The organism is Collinsella ureilytica (genome assembly GCF_019795105.1).
Lineage (GTDB): Bacteria > Actinomycetota > Coriobacteriia > Coriobacteriales > Coriobacteriaceae > Collinsella > Collinsella ureilytica.
On record NZ_JAIMFO010000009.1, the window covers coordinates 1 to 16,799 of the forward strand.

16 protein-coding genes are annotated in these 16,799 nt (G+C 53.1%); 15 read left to right on the forward strand and 1 reads right to left on the reverse strand.

Annotation, left to right across the window (positions count from 1 at the left end):
* The 6 genes from K6V98_RS07805 to ruvB form a co-directional block, all read left to right on the forward strand.
* The coding region (locus K6V98_RS07805) for a hypothetical protein (RefSeq protein WP_222199971.1) at positions 1-230 on the forward strand (230 nt) is incomplete at its 5' end.
* Between the two features lie 51 nt (positions 231-281).
* Entirely contained in the window at positions 282-644 is a 363-nt protein-coding gene (locus K6V98_RS07810) for a desulfoferrodoxin family protein (RefSeq protein ID WP_222199972.1), read from the forward strand.
* 143 nt (positions 645-787) lie between these two features.
* Complete coding sequence (locus K6V98_RS07815) at positions 788-2,752, forward strand: NAD(+) synthetase (RefSeq protein ID WP_222199973.1); 1,965 nt, start codon at positions 788-790, stop codon at positions 2,750-2,752.
* Positions 2,753-2,830: 78 nt separating this feature from the next.
* Positions 2,831-3,355, forward strand: a complete 525-nt coding sequence (gene ruvC / locus K6V98_RS07820; protein ID WP_222199974.1) for a crossover junction endodeoxyribonuclease RuvC — start codon at positions 2,831-2,833, stop codon at positions 3,353-3,355.
* 61 nt (positions 3,356-3,416) lie between these two features.
* A complete protein-coding gene (ruvA, locus tag K6V98_RS07825; RefSeq protein ID WP_222199975.1) occupies positions 3,417-4,037 on the forward strand; it encodes a Holliday junction branch migration protein RuvA in 621 nt (206 codons plus the stop codon).
* A complete protein-coding gene (gene ruvB, locus K6V98_RS07830) occupies positions 4,034-5,101 on the forward strand; it encodes a Holliday junction branch migration DNA helicase RuvB (protein ID WP_222199976.1) in 1,068 nt (355 codons plus the stop codon). The genes ruvA and ruvB overlap by 4 nt, the downstream gene beginning before the upstream one ends.
* Before the next feature lie 142 nt (positions 5,102-5,243).
* Here ruvB and K6V98_RS07835 read toward each other — a convergent pair whose 3' ends face one another.
* The gene (locus tag K6V98_RS07835; RefSeq protein ID WP_222199977.1) at positions 5,244-5,471 is read right to left on the reverse strand and encodes a cold-shock protein; all 228 of its coding nucleotides are present in this window, start codon (positions 5,469-5,471) and stop codon (positions 5,244-5,246) included.
* A gap of 355 nt (positions 5,472-5,826) precedes the next feature.
* On the opposite strand from K6V98_RS07835, the gene K6V98_RS07840 reads away from it, so the two are divergent.
* The 9 genes from K6V98_RS07840 to K6V98_RS07880 all read left to right on the forward strand — a co-directional run bounded on the left by K6V98_RS07840 (position 5,827) and on the right by K6V98_RS07880 (position 16,753).
* A complete protein-coding gene (locus K6V98_RS07840) occupies positions 5,827-7,338 on the forward strand; it encodes a C69 family dipeptidase (protein WP_222199978.1) in 1,512 nt (503 codons plus the stop codon).
* A 124-nt stretch (positions 7,339-7,462) separates the two neighbouring features.
* The gene (locus K6V98_RS07845) at positions 7,463-7,921 is read left to right on the forward strand and encodes a hypothetical protein (protein ID WP_222199979.1); all 459 of its coding nucleotides are present in this window, start codon (positions 7,463-7,465) and stop codon (positions 7,919-7,921) included.
* 6 nt (positions 7,922-7,927) lie between these two features.
* The gene (locus K6V98_RS07850; RefSeq protein ID WP_222199980.1) at positions 7,928-9,661 is read left to right on the forward strand and encodes an ABC1 kinase family protein; all 1,734 of its coding nucleotides are present in this window, start codon (positions 7,928-7,930) and stop codon (positions 9,659-9,661) included.
* Positions 9,662-9,883: 222 nt separating this feature from the next.
* Positions 9,884-11,971 carry a class I tRNA ligase family protein gene (locus tag K6V98_RS07855; RefSeq protein ID WP_222199981.1) on the forward strand — a complete coding sequence of 696 codons (2,088 nt, stop codon included), beginning with the start codon at positions 9,884-9,886 and terminating at the stop codon, positions 11,969-11,971.
* A gap of 7 nt (positions 11,972-11,978) precedes the next feature.
* Positions 11,979-13,259, forward strand: coding sequence for a GNAT family N-acetyltransferase (locus K6V98_RS07860; protein ID WP_222199982.1), 1,281 nt, complete (start codon positions 11,979-11,981; stop codon positions 13,257-13,259).
* On the forward strand, positions 13,256-13,861 hold the full coding sequence (locus K6V98_RS07865; RefSeq protein ID WP_222199983.1) for an epoxyqueuosine reductase QueH: 606 nt from the start codon (positions 13,256-13,258) through the stop codon (positions 13,859-13,861). The genes K6V98_RS07860 and K6V98_RS07865 overlap by 4 nt, the downstream gene beginning before the upstream one ends.
* Before the next feature lie 38 nt (positions 13,862-13,899).
* Entirely contained in the window at positions 13,900-15,117 is a 1,218-nt protein-coding gene (gene queA / locus K6V98_RS07870; RefSeq protein ID WP_222199984.1) for a tRNA preQ1(34) S-adenosylmethionine ribosyltransferase-isomerase QueA, read from the forward strand.
* 146 nt (positions 15,118-15,263) lie between these two features.
* Positions 15,264-15,947, forward strand: a complete 684-nt coding sequence (locus tag K6V98_RS07875; protein ID WP_222199985.1) for a Crp/Fnr family transcriptional regulator — start codon at positions 15,264-15,266, stop codon at positions 15,945-15,947.
* A 176-nt stretch (positions 15,948-16,123) separates the two neighbouring features.
* Positions 16,124-16,753 (forward strand): twin-arginine translocation signal domain-containing protein, encoded by a 630-nt coding sequence (locus tag K6V98_RS07880; protein WP_222199986.1) that lies wholly within the window; start codon positions 16,124-16,126, stop codon positions 16,751-16,753.
* The last annotated feature ends 46 nt before the right edge of the window (positions 16,754-16,799 follow it).

Genomic DNA, 16,799 nt, shown 5'->3' on the forward strand with positions numbered 1-16,799 from the left:
AAGACTCGTCTGCTTTGCAGTCGGGTCTTATTTCGTTTGCGAAGGCGCTCATCTGCGACGCTTTGTGGCCGGGTCTTTTGCGCTTCAGTGTCTTTGGTCTGGCGGCCTTTGCGCTCGCATTGTTTGCGATGGTGCTGGGTAGGGGCGTTGACCTCGTTGTTTTAAGCACTCCTCTTTCTTACTCCACAATCCGAAAGCCCTGTGAAGGTGGTTTGATGCCCTTTGTTTAGGGAATACTGTCTCATGTGATACTACACCGTTACTACGAAAGGATCGACACTATGGCGACTTTTTATCGGAACACCAAGACTGGCGCTTTTATTGCTGCCATCAATGAGATTGATGCTCCAGCTGGCTTTGAGGCCGTTTCTCCTAATACGGTTGACGCTGCAAAGGAAAAGCATGTTCCTGCAGTAGATGTTGAGCGCGATGGCAATCTCATCCACGTAAAGGTGGGAGAGGTTGAGCATCCCATGCTTGAAGAGCACTATATTGAGTGGATTGCTCTTGAGGCAGAGTCTCGTCTTGAGGTTCATTATCTCAAGCCTGGGCAGACTCCGGCTACCTTCTTTGCCGGTGGCCTCAAGAATGGCTCAGTCTATGCCTTCTGCAACCTGCACGGACTCTGGAAAGCTGATTTCTAAGCCTGAGTTCGCTTGAGGGGAGTTTGTACATCAAAAGGGTCGCTTGCCGCAGGTGAGCGACCCTTATGTATCCTGATAGGCTATGCACAGGGTAGAGGTATTCGCGTCGGTGCTTTGTAGTAGTGAGAGAAAGGGATCGCCATATGCGGCTTGCGCTTGCTCAGATTAATGCCAGGCTTGGGGATATCCCCTTCATCTTCAGCCGTATTCAGCAGCAGGTAGAAATTGCGCTTCGCAAAGGCGTGAAGGCTCTTGCGATTCCTACCCCGCTTATGACAGGGCTTGCTCCTGGCGGTCTCATTCAATCGCCGAACTATATGCATGACCTGCTCACAGCCCTCACCGTGCTTGCAGAAGACCTTGAAGAGACCGAGCTTGCTTGTTTTATACCGGCGATTATCCCTGTGTCAGGAAATGCTCTGCTCGAAATCTTTCTCGTTCGTGATGGACATGTTGTTCCTTTGCGACTGCTGGTTCTTATGGGGCATCGAGGCCCTGGCTTGCCGCAGCTGACACCTCCTGTGGTTGATATCGATGGTGTTCGTGTAGCGCTCACCTTAGACCCCCATCAGGATTTGGCCTCGCTGCCATCGGGAACTGATCTTGCACTTTATTTTGATACGACACCATTTACCGTTGCGGAATCTAAAGCTCGCGGTATTGCGGGAATCAAAGAGAGCGGTCTTGCTACCCTGGCTCAAGACCAAGGCCTATGGCTGGCCTGCATGATGGGTGTTGGCGGCTTTGACGAGCATATCTTTTGCGGCGGATCCTTTGTCTTAGATGATGGTGGCAAGGTTATTGCCGCTTCACCCTGCTTTGAGGAAGATCTGCTCATCTGCGATATAAGTCGCGACGCTACCATTCCGGCTTTGTCTTCAGATCTAATCCCTGTATATGATCGTCATGAGTGGATCTGGAATGCCTTGCGTCTGCAGATGCAAGATGCGCTCAATGCGGAGGGAATGTCGCGCGTTGCTCTGCATATTACGGGAGATCTTCCCAGTGCGTTATTAGCGGTGCTCGCAACCGATGCCTTTGGCCCTCGGGGTGTGATCGGGGTGCTCATTGAGTCTGACGATACGCTCACACCTTGGGAGCGAGCGCGTGAGGATGCTCGCGTTGCCCAGGTGAGATCCATTGCCTCAATGCTGCATATTACGCTGGTGGAGCGCAGTATTTCAGGTCCTGGATCCGCAGATTCTGATGAAGTGCGCCCGCCAACTGCACTGCGCCGTCTGAAATCAGGCATTGAAGGCCTTTGTCTCATGGATGTTGCCTGTTCATATCGAGCACTGCCACTCTCGAGTCTGACCAAGACCGATTACGCGCTTGCCTCCGGGCCGATGGTGACGGCAGAAGTGGCTCCGCTCGCTCCGTTTGGTGATGTATTCCTCACAGAACTTGAGTTTCTTGCGCGGATGAGAAATCGAGCTTCAGCGGTGCTTCCCTCAGAGCTTGTGTCGCTCGAGGAGGTGCGTCGGGTAATGAAGCGCATGCTTGCTCGCTCGATTGAGGGCACATACGAAGATGAAGAGAATCGCGATCGTATCAACCGTCTGCTTATGCCCTTAGAGCCTTCCCAGATCGACGGGATCATACGAGAGCATGTGGAACATAATTGCACACTGGAAGATATTACCTATGCTGAGTATGGCGCGATAGCCATGTTGTTGGTGCTTGTAAGATATGGGGAAGGCCCTCGCCGTCAGCTGCCTATGGTTCCTGTGGTTTCGGCTCGCTCGTTTGCTGAGCGCGCGTGGCCGGTACAGCTTGGCTGGTCTGATCTGGGGCGGATGGGCGCTGAATTGATGAAGATTGATGAGGTAGCCAATCGTGAGGCGGCTCGCGTGGGAGAGATTTTTGAGGGTCGAGCAGAGGAAATGCGTCGCGAGGTATTTTCTCTTATTGGTGGCTTTTTAGGCTTGAGGCCAGATCAAATTGCCGAGCTTGAATCAGACATGGCGCAAGAGCTCATGAAGCACGATCTTGAGGGACTTGAAAACCATCTGAAAAATCTTGGGAACATCGGCGGACAGATTCGTCCTGATGTACCGGGAGGATCGAGTGAAATCATGGGCGGATCTGCATTCTTTTCCCTTAATTAGAAGCAGGTATGACCTGAGCGAGGAAAGCCACCTCTGTGCTACAATAGAACAGATGTTCGAATGGGTGAGAGGAGGCTCGTGGTTATCCTAGGCATCGATCCTGGCTTGGCTCATACCGGCTGGGGAATTATTGAGGAACGTCAGGGGAGCGTGCGCTGTCGAGCCTATGGCTGTATAGAAACCTCGGCGGGCGCTCCACTCGCAGTGCGTCTTCGGCATATTGCAGATGAAATTGGCCAGGTTGTTGAAGGCTATCATCCTGATGAGGCAGCAATTGAGGGAATCTATTTTGGCGTCAATGTGCGCTCTGCAATCCCTACTGCCCATGCTCGTGGTGCCGCTTTGGTATCTTGCTCGCTTTGCGGAGTTGAAGTGGGGGAGTATACACCGATGCAAATCAAGCAGGCAGTTGTCGGTACCGGGGCCGCTGATAAGCACCAGGTCATCTTCATGGTAAAAAACCTACTCCATCTTGATCATGAGCCGAGGCCAGATCATGCGGCAGATGCTCTTGCCTGCGCCATTTGTCACGCTCATGTGCGGTGGGCTCGAGCTGCTGTTGGTACTATGTCTCATGCAGCCAACGGAGGCGCTATCCGATGACTGTTCTTCATGTTGTCCTGCTGGGTCTTAGGGTCTTTGCACGAAGCGGGTGTGATGTGTTGTGATATCCCTTCTTTCTGGCACGCTTGTTGAGGCTCTGCCTACGAGCTGTGTCATCGATGTTGCTGGCGTAGGCTATGAGCTTGGTATCTCAACCTTTACGGCAGCGTCTTTGCCTGCTGTAAGAGAGGGGTGCAGGCTGTATTGCCGCTTAGTGGTGCGTGAAGACGCCTTGCAGCTCTATGGATTTCACAGCACGCATGAGCGGTCTCAGTTTGACCGGCTCATTACGGTTTCTGGAGTAGGCCCACGCCTTGCTTTGGCGGTGCTTTCAACATTGAGCACCTCTCAGCTCTATGCTGCCATTCTTGCTGAGGATGCAAAGAGTCTTACCCGGGTTCCCGGCATTGGCAAAAAAACCGCTCAACGCTTAATTTTGGAGCTTAAGAGTGTGCTTGCAAAAGACGGTCCGCCCGCAGGGGATATGGTAGAGGCAGATCTTGTTCGGGCTTTTGATGTGCCGCGAGGCTCGTCAGGTATTGAGGAGGCCGAGGCTGCCTTGCTTTCTATGGGATTCACCCCCAAGGAGGCTGAGTTGGCTTTGAAGGACTCAAAGGCTTCGTCTGATCGGGTAGAAGATGTGCTTGCGAGTGCGCTCAGGCGATTGGGGTCTCAATCATGATTTGGGAAGCCGATTCGAGTGAGGATCTTTGGGCAGATGGGAATACAGCAGCTGGTGAGCGTACTGAGCGCTTGGCTACTGCAAGCCTCACCTCTGATGACTTGGATGTCGAGCGCAGCTTACGCCCGCAGCGCCTTGATGAGTACTGTGGTCAGGATCATATCAAGGAGAGTTTGCACATCCTAATTGAGGCTGCAAGCACGCGAGGAGAGTCTCTTGACCATGTAATCTTTTCAGGGCCTCCAGGCCTTGGTAAGACGACGCTTGCTACGGTGGTGGCACACGAGCTCGGTGCCCAGATTAAGACAACCTCAGGACCGGCAATTGAGCGTACGGGAGACCTTGCGGCTATTCTGACCAATCTTCAGCCTGGCGATGTCCTTTTTATCGATGAGATTCATCGCCTCAATCGCGCTGTTGAAGAAGTGCTCTATCCAGCCATGGAAGATTTTGCCTTAGATATTGTGATTGGCAAAGGTCCGGCCGCGCGCTCAATTCGCTTAGACATCCCACGATTTACGCTGGTAGGAGCCACCACGCGATCCGGTATGTTAACCGGCCCCTTACGTGATCGTTTTGGTATTTCGTTTCGCCTAGACTATTACGCGGTGTCTGATTTGGCAGAGATTGTTATGCGATCCGCGTCTATTCTGGATGTAGCAATTGATACTGCTTCAGCCTTTGAGATTGCATCGCGCTCGCGTGGTACTCCGCGTCTTGCAAATCGCTTGCTCAAGCGGGTACGCGATTATGCTCAAGTACGTGGTGAAGGTCATATTACTGTCGAGGTTGCGCGTGAAGCACTCTCATTTTTCAGTATTGATGAGCTGGGGCTTGACTGGATGGACGTGCGGATTCTGACTACGCTTTGCCGCACCTTTCAAGGACGAGCGGTGGGGCTTACAACGCTCGCTTCAGCTGTGGGAGAAGACCCTGCTACTTTGGAAGATGTGTATGAGCCCTATTTGTTGCAACAGGGGCTGATCGTGCGCACGCCGCAGGGTCGCCTTGCTACACCGGTCGCTTTTGAGCATCTGGGTATCGAGGGAGCTTCATCGCGCTAATGCATGGCACTGCGTGCATGAGCTGTGCTGCACGCTTTTGGGGCGACGAGCCTGCTTTTGGCCGCGTATACTTCATGATCACCAAAAAGGGGATCCTCGCGGATCCCCTTTCAGGCAAGGTAGTGATTATCTTCGCTACCCTTTAGCCGATCTTGACGACGTTGATTGCCTGGGTCTCACCGGGCTTCTTGCCAGGGCCGACCTCAAACTCTACGCGGTCACCCTCCTCGAGAGACTTGAAGCCGTCCATCTGAATCGCGCTGAAGTGCACGAAGACGTCTCCGTTGGAGCCCTCGATGGGCTCGTCCGGGGTGATGAAGCCGAAGCCCTTCTCACGGAAGAACGACTTTTTGAGAGTACCGGTTGCCATGCTAACCCTTTCTTTCTGCCGCACATGAGTGCGACGATTTCCTGACGCCGGGAATCCGATGCGTCGTTACGCTATGTTACCCTCTCGCGCCGCAGTGACACGCGAGAAAACTACATTCCGATAAAGCCCTTACGTTCGCCTGTTAAAATTGATCAGTTGTATTGAGCTGGAGTGAAACACCTGTTTGCATATCAATCGCGCCTGTAGGCTTGCGTTACCCGCGCTCGAGCTGCGTGTATTCGGCTGTATAGGTACGTTTGGCATGCAAAGACGCTACACTGAGAGTGAATGTACTCACCTTCGTTTGTCGTTTTGCTGATGAGCGCGCGGTGAACGTTTTATTCAAGGAGGTTATATGGCCTGCACGACGATTCTGATTGGAAAAGATGCAAGTTATGATGGATCAACTATCATCGCAAGAAATGAAGATTCACCAAATGGTCAGTTTGAGCCGCAGCGTATGGCTGTCATTCACCCAAAGGATCAGCCTCAGACGTATACGAGCATAGGCTCACACTTTTCCTTCAGCCTGCCTGCAGATCCCGTGCGCTATACCTCAGTGCCCGATGCGGTAGATGGCCATGGCATCTGGGCGGCTGCCGGTATTAATGAGCATGGTGTGGCTATGACTGCAACAGAGACCATTACCACTAATGCCCGCGTGTTAGGTGCAGATCCGTATGTGGAATATGCTCCAGCTCAGGGCGTAAAGGGTGAAGAGGGCTATGTTCCGGCTCACCGGGGTGGCTTGGGCGAAGAAGACTTCGTTACGATCGTCTTGCCTTATATTGCCAGCGCTCGTGAGGGTGTTGAGCGCTTAGGCGCGCTGTTGCAAGAGTATGGTACCTATGAGGCAAACGGAATTGCCTTTTCTGATCGCGATGAAATTTGGTGGCTCGAAACCGTGGGTGGGCATCACTGGATTGCTCGCCGGGTTCCCGATGATACGTATGTAACGATGCCCAACCAGCTCGGCATTGATTTCTTTGACCTTGCGGATGCGGAAGGTGAGCGAAAAGATTTCATGGCAAGTGCCGATCTGCGTGCATGGATGCAAGCCAACCATCTTGATCTCAGTCTTGGAGGGGATGGTTCTCAGTTTAATCCGCGTGAGGCCTTTGGCTCTCATACACACTCAGATCATGTATACAATACGCCGCGTGCTTGGTACATGCAGCGCTGCCTTAATCCTTCAGACGATTGGGATAGCCCAGAGGCACCCTTGAGCCCTGAGTCTGATGATATTCCGTGGTGCCGAGTTCCTGAGCGCAAGCTCACCATTGAAGATGTCAAAGATGTACTCTCTTCGCATTTTGAGGGTACGCCCTATGACTGCTATGGCTGGAAGGGGAGTAGCAAGAGCCGGGCAGCGTACCGCCCCATTGGTATCAATCGCACGAATCAGCTGGCAGTATTACAGCTTAGACCCAACGTTCCGACTGGCCAAGAGGCTATTCAGTGGATGGCCTTTGGGTCGAATCCCTTTAATGCCATTGTTCCTCTGTTTGCCCATGTAGACTCGCTCCCAGAGTACTTCTGCAATACCACCTCACGGGTAACGAGTGAGAACTTCTATTGGGCAAACAGACTCATCGGCGCGTTGGCGGATGCGCGCTACCACGATAATGCAATGACGATTGAGGCATACCAGCAGGCTATGACAGCTCTTGGTCATAAGACCTTGCGCGAGGTAGCAGCATCTGCCCATGAGGATCTTGACCAGGTAGATCGCGAGGTTCTTGAGCGGGCGAATGCCACCATAGCTTCTGAGTTGAAGCGTGCGACTGAAGACCTCCTTGCTCAGGTGCTCTATACCACGAGCTGTGCGATGTCGAATGGCTTTGCCATGAGCGATAACGAGCGGTAGTGAGCTCAGGTGGCGTTCGTTTTGTTGAGGCTTAAGAGGCAGGTATTTTTAGGTAAGACAAGCTCATCTCCGGGTACATCAGGATATATCGATGCAGCTGTTGGCTGGGTGTGAAGGGAGTAGTATGGCTACCAAATTTGAAGAGATTATTAATGGGATGGTTAATGTGGGCTTTGGTGCTGCGGCGGTAGCTGCAGAGAAGAGCAAAGCGGTCATCTCAGATCTTGAGGCAAAAGGTGAGCAGGCGCGCCGGGATATTCCCGAATCAGATTTTGTTCGCTCGGTGGCAGATACCTTCACGCAGGCAGGCGGTACGGTGAGCGAGGTAACCGAGCGTCTCGCAACGAAAGGCGAGGGCTTTGCCGAGAAGGTTTTGGATGAGCTGGTCTTGATGCGCGCTCGCTCGATTCCTGCCGAGGAGCGCCCTCAGCTTATAGCGCACCTTACTGAACTCATTGAGCATGCTGATGAGAAGCCAGCCCCTGCTCAAGAAGAGGTTGAGGTGGAGCACGAGGTACACGAGGAGCCTCAAGCACAAGACGAGCCAGCAGCACCTTGCCATGAGGAAAACTCAGACAAGTAGATCCTTATGCCAGCTGATCAAAGCACACAGAAGCAACATGGTGAGGAGGCTCAGCGAACCAGTTCTGTTGCGTCTCATCGTGTCCCGCGCGCGGTGGACGCAGTTCCCGGAGCCCCCTCTTCTTTGGCACCGAGTGAGCGCTATCAGCTCACGCGGGTAGGCAGACGTGCCCGTATCGGTCAGATCTTTAAGCTCGCTCGCACCTATGAGGTGTGGCGAGGGCTCACCCCTGAGCGCATGCGGAGCTTAATTGAAGATTTGGGTCCCATGTTTGTGAAGATGGGGCAAATCTTGGCTACACGCTCAGAGATTTTGCCGCAAGAGTATTGCGACGAGCTTGGCCGTTTGCGAACCGAAGTGGAGCCGGTACCCTTCTCAGTTGTGCGTGACTGCTTGGAAGCTGAGTACGGCATAGCACCTGAGCATGTTTTTGCGTGGATTGCTGAGCACCCGCTAGGAAGTGCTTCGCTTGCTCAAGTGCATCGGGCACGCTTGGTAACTGGTGAGGACGTAGCCGTGAAGGTGCAGCGTCCGGGCGCACAGCAGATCATGGCGCAAGATATCGATATCATGCGCTCACTTGCGCGCCATGTCAGCCGCTTTATGCGCTCAGAGCAGGTCATTGATTTTACGGGTGTGGTTGAGGAACTCTGGCAAAGCTTTCGTGAGGAAACGAATTTCTTAATGGAAGCAAAAAATCTTGAAGAGTTCTACGATCTTCATGTAGGTGTGCCCAATATTTCTTGCCCTCGGCCGTATACGGCGTACTGCACCGAGCATATTGTGGTTATGGACTATATCGAGGGGATCTCGGTCGAGGATCCAGCGACCTTGCGTGCAGCTGGCTTTCGCTTGCACGATATTGGTTCTCAAATTGTTGAAGACTATGCTCAGCAAGTTTTAGATGATGGATTTTTCCATGCCGATCCTCATGCGGGCAATATCATTGTGAGCGGTGGAGTCATTTACTTTATTGACCTGGGCATGGTTGGCAGAATGGGCGGGCATGACCGCAGCCTTGTGCAGGAAATGATCTTTTCTATCGCTCGCGGAAACGTTGCCGACTTAAAGGATGCCCTGATGCGCTTCGCGGTTTCGCGGGGTGACTCATCAGAGCTTGATCATGCGGCCTTTCTTACAGATCTCGACTATATCGTGTCGGATTTTGCCGCTCGCGATCTGCAAGATCTCGATGTTGGCGGTCTTTTTAATGCGCTCGTAAACCTTGCGCGCAAAAATGATGTTGAGCTGCCCAGTGTGGTCACCATGTTTGCTCGCGGACTCGTGACGCTCGAAGGATTGCTCAGTGAGTATTTGCCCGACGTGAATATGATTGAGATCATCGCTCGGCATATGAGTCGCTCCACAAATCCCGTGAGTGCTGCACAAGAGATGGCCTCAGAGCTTAAGACAGATTCGTGGAAGGCACTCAAAAGTAGCCTTGTTGCTGCAGGTCAGCTGGATCTTGCAAGCAGAATGCTTACCCGTGGCCAGCTCAAGATCAACACCCAGCTGTTGGGGAGCGAGCAGGTCTTGCGCCACATAGGTGGCATTATCGACCGGCTTTCGATGGCCATTGTGGTGGCTGGTCTTTTTATTGGCTCATCGGTAGTCTACTACGCCAAGATCGAACCGGTGATCTTTGGTATTCCGGTTATCGGATTTTTAGGCTATTCCTCTGCGCTTGTGCTGGCCTTAGGCTTAGGGCGAGAGATTTGGCGCAATAGCCACGGAAAATGACCGTGATACGAATGCTTGAGCCTCAGCTTCTGCGGCCAAGCGGTAAGCGTCGCGCACGTGTCGCTCAGGCATTGTTGCGCACAGCTCGGTACGTAGCAGAAGATATTGCCACGCTCAGATCTATCCGAGCAGGTCTGTAGCAAACAACACAGAGCGCAATCTGATCCCTGTGCCATAATGAGGAATTAACCTCGAACGTCGCTTTAGAAAGGACGGAGCCGCATGGCTTCTCATGAAACGCTTGAAGGTCGCCCCAGCTGGCCAAAGCGAGCTGTTATTACCGCTGGTATGCCATATGGAAATAAAGGCCTGCACTTTGGTCATGTAGGCGGTGTCTTTATTCCAGCTGATTTTTACGCACGCTTCTTGCGCGATCGCCTCGGAGCGCAAAACGTTATATTCGTTTCGGGTACTGATTGCTTTGGCTCTCCCATTATGGAAGGGTATCGTCGCCGCAAAGAAGCGGGCACATTCACGGGATCTATTAAAGATTATGTCCAGTCGTACCATGATGATCAGGCAGAGACCCTTGCTGCTTTTGAGGTATCGTGTGACCTGTATGCGGGCAGTGCCTTAGAGCCTGCTGCAAAGATTCATGAGCAGATGACTGCAGAGATTATCTCTCGCCTGTACGATCAGGGGCAGCTGTTCAAGCGGTCTACCAAGCAGTTCTTTGATCCATCTGCGAATCAGTTTTTGAATGGGCGCCAGGTATTAGGCCGTTGCCCCATCCAGGGATGTCGCTCAGAAAAGGCCTATGCAGATGAGTGCGATTTAGGACATCAATATGAGCCGGAAGAGCTCATTGCTCCGAAGAGTGCTCTCACCGGTGAGGTACCTGAGCTGGTGCCGGTTGATAATTTTTACTTTGATTTACCGGCCTTTCTTGGTTGCTTGCGCGAGCGGGTAGCAGCGCTTGCAGATGATGAGACCACCCGCTCGGTGGTGCGCACCACGATGGAAGAGTGGCTCCTGCCACCGCGCTTGCATATCCAGGTAAAATATCGTGAGCTCTTTGAAGAGCTGAGGAGCAAGCTCCCCGAGCATACGCTTGAGGAGTCACCTGATGGCAAGGGCTCGTTTGTGGTGAGTTTTCCGAGCTGGCGCGAACGCGATCAAGCCCATGAGCCACTGCGTGAAGGGGGCGTGCGGTTCCGCTCAGGTAAGGCTCTGGTGCCCTTTAGAATTACCGGCAATATTGACTGGGGCGTTCCTGTTCCCACGCTTGAGAATAGCTCTGGTCTCACGTGCTGGGTATGGCCAGAGAGTCTATGGGCACCCATCAGCTTTACACGTACGGTTCTTGCTCTCGATGCAGAGCAGGCTTGCCCCAGCAGCTCTCATGCACAGCTTGATTGGCATGCCTGGTGGTGCTCTCCTGAGGCAAAGATTTTTCAGTTCATCGGCCAAGATAATATCTACTTCTACGGAGTGGCACAGTCTGCACTATGGGATGCGCTGGGCTGGAACATGGAGCCCACAACGGTTGTGGCCAACTATCACCTGCTCTATCAGGGGAAGAAAGCAAGCTCGAGCTCAGAGACACCGCCGCCTCCTGCCCGTGAGCTCCTGGATCGCTATACGGCCGAGCAGCTGCGTGCCCATTGGCTTTCACTCGGTTTAGGGGAGAAGCCGGTGAGCTTTTCGCCTAAGGCCTTTGATGAGCGCGTCGTTGGTAAAAACCAAGACGGTACGCCGCTTCGTGCTTGCGATGATAAGCGCGTGATCGATCCTGTCTTAAAGGAAGGGGCAATGCTTACCGGTGTCTTTAACCGGCTGGCACGGTCGTGCTTCTACGCCGTTGCTCCAAAAGAAGGCTCGGCAAGTGCCGTGCGTACCGGCGCTATTCCTGCTGGCTTAGCAGCTCAAGAAGTTGTTCAAGAAGTACAAGCTTCCATGCTTGCTTTTGAGCGAGCTATGCATAGCTTTGAGCTTCATCGTGCACTAGCTACCTGCGATGAGCTGCTGCGTCGGGCGAATAAGCGCTGGAGTGATGCTGCAAAAGCAACGCAGGACGCAAAGAGTTCAGGCGATCAAGAGCGAGCTGACGAGCTTGGGGCAGCAGCCTTGAGAGATGCTTTCTATGAGCTTTGGGTAGGCTCTGTGCTTATGCACGGTATTGTGCCTCAAGGCACTGAACTCATCTGCGAGAACCTGCGTTTTGATCCAGAGCTCTTCTTTAGCTGGGATCATCTCTTTGGCTCGCTCGATGATTTGGTTACCGCTCAAGGTGAGGTTCCAGGAGAGCATCTGATCACAACCCTTCCTCCGCGCTTTGACTTTTTCCGTAAACACGAAAGTCAGTTCTGAGGTCGGCATGCGTGAGGAGCGCCTTGATCGACCCTTTATGATTCGGCGTGCGGTGCCTTCTGATGTTGTAGGTGTCCTCTCTGTATTGGAGGACGGCCGTCGCTCGATTGCTCGGTTGGGGATTGATCAGTGGCAGGATGGCTATCCGGGTACACCGGAGGCTGAGACCGATATTGCCTGTGGATCGTGCATTGTTGCTGAAGACCGTCGGGGCACCATTGTGGGCACCTTGGCACTCAAGCTCGATGCTGACCCAGATTATGAGGCAGCTCCGATTGCATGGCTCCCCACCCCTGCCGGGGCACCAGAGGTACCGTATGCGGCAATTCATCGTTGTGCAACGGCTGAACATGCTCTGGGAAAAGGCGTTATGGGAGCGCTGTTTAGCGCGGCAGCAGAGCTTGCTCAGCGCGCAGGGAAAACCAGTATTCGCGTTGACACCCACCCGGGCAATATTGCCATGCGTGCCTTTTTAATGCGGCAGGGCTTTCTTGAGCTTGAGCCATTTGATCTCGTCTCTCATGGTGGTGGAGATCCGAGGCGGATTGCCTTTGAGCGACCCATTTCTGCAGACCAGCCTGATCAGGCGCGCATGTTGGAGCAAGCGCGGGTAGGCCTTGGTTCAAATGCACCTCGGTATCCCAGCGCTCCGGTTCTGATGAGCACAGGGGGCGGTCATGCCGGTTCTTTTGAGTTGCGTCTCACCGAAGATGCGGTGTTTCTCGGACGCGCAACGGCTCATTCTGGCGTTGTTGCGCTTGCGGGCGGATTGGCAGGTGTGCTGTGGTTTTCGGTGATCTCAGAGCTTTTGGAACTTCCTGTCCCCACCGATGCAACTTTGCTGGGTGCTGGGGTTCCTTTTTGGGCGCTCTGGATTGTAGGCGTGCTATGTGCCATTCTCTGTTCGTATGTTTTGCACGAGCTCATTCATGCCGCGCTCTTTAAGATCTTGGCACCGAGTGCTCGGGTGCGCCTTGGAGCTTCGTGGAGCCTCGGCCTTATCTTTGCCAGTGCTGAGGGAGTGTCGTATAGCCGTCGGCGCTACCAGTTGATTATCATGGCACCAACCGTAGTTATTACCGGCCTGCTGGTGGTGCTTGGTGTGCTTACCGGTTACTCACTTGCCGCGTGGGTGGTCGCAGTCATTCATCTTACGGGCTGCACTGGAGACTGGGGCTGCTTTGAGGCGGTTATCAGAGACAAAGCCATTGTGTACTGCGAGGATACGGCCTGGGGCGTGCGCTTTCACCGCGCACAAGAAGATGCAAAAGAAGGTGGATCGCATTGAGTGAGGCGCGCCTCTTATTACATGCCTGTTGTGCTCCGTGTTCACTTGAGCCGGTACGCCATCTGCGACTTGAAGGACTTGATCCCACGATTTGCTGGACCAATCCTAATATCCAGCCTGAGTCTGAGCGCATAAGGCGTCTGGATGAGCTCCGGCGTTGGTGTGCGGCAGAAGATATTGAGCTGATTGAGGCATCGGATAATCTTGATGCGTGGGAGCGTGGAGTGGCTCCTCTTGGAGCAACTGATCGCGTTCGGCGTTGCCGTGCCTGCTATGGTTTGCGCCTATCCGAGCTATGCTCTGTAGCCGAAGCGCGAGGCTTCACCCACGTTGCTACAACGCTCGCAGTTTCTCCCTATCAGCTGTTCGAGGTCTCAAATGAATTACTTGAGCGCCTGGCATGCGCTCATGGTCTCACACCCGTTATTCGCGATTGGCGACCCTGGTATGGTGAGGCAACGGCAAGGTCACGAGCTCTTGGAATGTATCGTCAGCGCTACTGTGGCTGCAGGTTCTCTGCAGCAGAAGCAGCTCTAGATCGCGCCCGAATTCGTGACGAGCGGCGGAATAACCACCGAGTGCGTTCGGTGTTTGCGCTATGATGAGCGACGCAAACCCGAGATATTCTGGAGATGTTCGCATGGCGCTCAGCACTGATGATTTTGATTATGACCTGCCCGATGAGCTTATCGCTCAAAGTCCGGCTGAGCCACGCGATAGCTGTCGGCTTCTGGTTTTGCATCGCTTGCCTGGTGCATCTGGCCACTCATTGCAAGCTGGTGGTAGTCTCGAGCACAAAATCTTTCGCGATATTATTGATTATCTTGAGCCGGGCGATTTGCTGGTAGCAAACCGCACACGCGTGATGCCAGCGCGCCTCATTGGTCAAAAGGAGCGTACCGGCGGGGTATCTGAGACGCTTTTGCTGCGCCGCCGCGAGGATCTCGATGCCTTAGGTTCGGTGTGGGAATGCTTGGTGAATCCGGGCAAACGCTTAAAGCCAGGCGCACGGATTGAATATCGCGCCGGAGGGCTGCATGCTCCCGCTACCGCTCCGGTGGTTTTGACTGGAGAGATTCTCGATTTTATTCCCGAGAACAAGGGCGGCAGGCTGGTGCGCTTTGAGCCACAAGGAGTTGGTGTAACAGGACAGGCGAGAAGTCTAGACGAGGCGATTCATGCTGCGGGCCATGTGCCTTTGCCTCCGTATATCACCGAGTACGAGGGCGATCCTGAAAAATATCAGACGGTCTATGCAATGCGTGAAGAGCATTCTGCTGCAGCTCCTACGGCTGGCTTGCACTTTACCCCTGAGCTTATCGAGGCGATTCGTGCAAAGGGTTGCGGCTGGGAGACCGTTGAGCTTGAGGTGGGTATTGATACCTTTCGGCTGGTGGAAGAAGACGATCCAACTCAGCATTGCATGCACACGGAGCGCTATCACGTGAGCGCGTCTGTGGTGCAGGCGGTGCAGGCCACCAAGGCTGCTGGACACCGCGTCATTGCTGTAGGTACGACCGCTGTTCGCTCACTTGAAAGCGCCTTTGATCCAGAAGCTCGAGCAGGGGAGGTACCGCTCGTTGCGCGTGGCTTTGAGGGTCGTGCCAACGGGGCAGATGTGCTCAAGCGCGGCAATATTGTGGTGCGAGAAGATGCCTTAACTCAGCTGTATTTAATGCCTGGTTCCACCTATCACGTGGTGGATGCCCTCATTACCAATTTTCATGTACCGCGATCTACCCTTATGATGCTGGTTTCGGCGCTCGCAAGCACCGATCAAATTATGGAAGCGTATGCTCATGCAGTACAAGAGCAGTATCGCTTCTTGAGCTTTGGCGATGCCATGCTGATTGACTAAATTCGAGCACTCGTAAGACTCGCCCTTTGCTCGCGCCGTTTTGCCATGGCAACAGACCCCAGATAGAAAATTGTTATAGTCTTCTAACATAAAGAAGATGTGCTTTTGGCTATGTGGGATTTTTTGAGCCGAGCGGGGGTGGGGCAATGGACAAGTACACGAGAGCAGTCGTGGTTCAAACGTCATTATTTAATGGAATTGAAGCAGGTGAGCTTGAGTGCGCCTTGCGCGAGCTCGGTGCCTATACCAAGACGTATGAGGCTGGCGAACTGCTAATTCGCATGGGGGATTGCACGCGTAGTTTTGGTATTGTGATCGACGGCCGCGTTCGCATTGATTTTTATGATGAGGCGGGAAATGTCTCAATCGTTGCAGCTATCGGACGTGGAGGCTCGTTTGCCGAGGCAATTGCTTGTGCGGGAGATCCCAGTATCGTGCAGGTAGAGGCTGCCTCTGCCGCACGCGTTATCTGGATCGATATTTCTCGTGCCTTTGTAGGGCCGTCATCATCTGGGAGCGTGAGCGCTCGTATCGTGCTTGCAAATACTACGCGGATGCTGGCTCGTAAAAACATGCTTTTGAACCGCAAGATGCAAATGATTGCTCAAAAGCGCTTGCGCGATCGGATTAAGCTCTTCTTGTTAGCGCAAGACGATACTCGGGATGTGATTCGCAGTACCTCGGAGATGACAAGAAGTGATCTTGCTCGCTATTTGAGTGTGGATCGCAGCGCTCTTTCTCGAGAGCTTGGTCGTATGCGTGACGAGGGCTTAATTGCGCTTCGCGGTAATACGATCGAGGTGCTCGACGGTAACTTCCTTGAGGCCTAGGTGCGGCTTAGATACAGCGGCTTAAAAAACTTATGGATAGATCAAGCTTTTCTTAAAAAAGTAAACCTAATCTTACAATTTGTGACTCTAGCAACAGCACGCCTACAAGGATTCAAAGAAACTGCTGATGAATAAGGCGTACACCGCTTGTATGAAGCCCAATCGAAAGGATTCTTATGAGCCTGTCAACACAGGAAATGGCGAACGTTGATCGTCGTCACTTTGTGAAACTTGTCTTGGCCGGAGTTGCTGTTGCGGCGGCATCCACCTTGCTTCCCGAGAGCCCTCTTCTTCAGGAGGCGACCGCTCAGCAGGTGAGCTCAGGCCTTCGTGGTGCAAGCATTGCTCCGGGTACGTATACGGTAACGGCCAATATCTTTACTGATAAGAAAGATACGCCGATTGGTGAGTATGCTTACGTGACCAATCCCGGTAACCCGCCGTTTAATAAGCCGATTAAGCCTGTTCAGAACAATGCCACGCTCGTGGTACAGGATAATAAGATGTTGCTTACCGTGCCTATTGTGAACACTACACTTGGAGTTTTAAAGCTTGCTGATGCCTCTTCTGATACGAGCGTGAGTGTCGTTTCAGGAAGTATTGTAAAGACTTCATGGGGCAATATTTTCTCAAAGATCAAGGAGCGCATCTCTTCGGTGACCTTCGATGTTACGAATTACGTTGAAGGGGAAACTCTAGTATTTTCACCATCAGAGGAGTGCGTAACATTCGCACTGTATCAGGGTGTTAAGCATTGGGATCTTTTCTTCAATGCTGACTTCAGTGACGCCCGAAAGGCCTCATGAAATTACTGGCGAGAGAGGCGGCCTGCAATCTGCAAGTCGCCTCTTT